At 44.9% G+C, this 1,640-nt stretch carries 2 protein-coding genes and 1 pseudogene; all 3 read left to right on the top strand.

What is annotated here, in order from left to right:
* On the top strand, positions 1 to 666 hold a 666-nt coding region (locus A3762_RS22275; RefSeq protein WP_068757681.1), incomplete at its 5' end, for an FAD-dependent oxidoreductase.
* A 78-nt stretch (positions 667 to 744) separates the two neighbouring features.
* Complete coding sequence (gene aat / locus A3762_RS22270) at positions 745 to 1,458, top strand: leucyl/phenylalanyl-tRNA--protein transferase (protein WP_068755697.1); 714 nt, start codon at positions 745 to 747, stop codon at positions 1,456 to 1,458.
* Positions 1,459 to 1,466: 8 nt separating this feature from the next.
* Positions 1,467 to 1,640 (top strand): annotated as a pseudogene (locus tag A3762_RS28635) (arginyltransferase); the annotation flags it as partial.

The raw sequence follows: 1,640 nt of genomic DNA, 5'->3' as shown, positions 1-1,640 counted from the left end.
CTTAGCGGTGATTCAGGCGAATACACCTGTGATGCATTGATTATTGCGACAGGCGCATCTGCTCAATATCTTGGCCTCGAATCAGAAGAAGCATTTTCTGGCCGTGGTGTCAGTGCATGTGCAACCTGTGATGGTTTCTTCTATCGCAATCAAACGGTATGTGTTGTTGGTGGCGGTAATACAGCTGTAGAAGAGGCTCTCTATCTTTCTAATATCGCGAAAGAAGTAATTTTGATTCACCGTCGTGACACCTTGCGCTCAGAAAAGATATTGCAAGACAAGATTCGCGACAAAGCTGAGAATGGCAATATTCGTTTCGAATGGAACCATACTCTTGATGAAGTTCTTGGTGATGATGCTGGCGTTACCGGCGTTCGTATCAAGTCAACGGAAACAGGCGAAACCAAAGAAATCGATCTAACCGGCGTATTCATCGCGATTGGACACAAACCAAACACAGATCTATTCGACGGTCAGCTTGAAATGGACAATGGCTACCTCACTATTAAGTCTGGCCTTAATGGCGGCGTTACAGCTACGAGCATTCCTGGCGTATTCGCTGCCGGCGATGTGACCGACCAAGTATATCGTCAAGCTATTACGTCTGCTGGCTTCGGCTGTATGGCAGCACTTGATGCTGAAAAGTATCTGGACGATCTCGAGTAAGTTAGGTCCGTTTAAAACTATTAAAAGGCCGAATTGTTTATCTATACTTTAGAACTAAAGAATAATTCGGCCTAAGTTATGAGCTTACTACCTTGGCTAAACCCTCAGGATAACTTCCCTTCCGTCGACTCAGCTTTAGACGATCCAAATGGATTGCTAGCCGCTGGCGGCGATCTTAGCGAAGAGCGCCTAATACAAGCTTACCGTAACGGTATTTTCCCTTGGTCTAGCGATGACCAACCCCTCCTATGGTGGAGCCCAGATCCACGCTGTGTGATATTTCCTAATCACGTACACATATCCAGATCACTTAAGAAAGCGATTAGAAAAGGCGGCTTCAGCGTAAGCTTTGATCAAAGCTTCAAAGAAGTGATCGATCATTGCGCTCGAGGTGAAGAACATTCTGGAGGCTGGATTACCGAAGAAATGAAATACGCCTACCTAAACCTAGCCGAACGCGGCATCGCTCACTCTATTGAAGTGTGGTGGAATGACCTACTTGTTGGTGGACTCTATGGGTTAAGTTTTGGCCGCACATTTTTTGGTGAGTCTATGTTTTCGTTAAAGAGTAATGCGTCAAAAATTGCTTTTGCTGCATTGTGCACTCAAGCAAGAAACTGGAACTTCCCCTTGATTGATTGCCAAATGGAGAATGAACACCTACTCTCTCTTGGTGCAGAACTCATCCCACGAGATGTATTTATGGAAAAAATACAACACGGAATGAAACACAAGGAAGCGTTATCTTGGCGCTTTGATGAAGATATTCTTGATCAAATACTAGCAAGCTGAGGCACCCAATGAGCCATCTCGAAACTATGGTTTTTTATGCCACACCAGAGCATGACTGTAGCTATCTACCCGGCGCAAAAGCGACCACGATGTTTGCTGACCCCAACGCAAACATCAGTAACAATGTATATAAACAGCTCTCTGAATTAGGGTTTCGTCGAAGCGGTAGTCATTATTACCGT

Source organism: Oleiphilus sp. HI0125, from assembly GCF_001635355.1.
This window is presented reverse-complemented; position numbering and strand designations above follow the sequence as displayed.

What these genes read in the sequence shown, in the direction of transcription:
- aat (WP_068755697.1), top strand. Translation starts at nt 745, where the DNA reads ATGAGCTTACTACCTTGGCTAAACCCTCAGGATAACTTCCCTTCCGTC.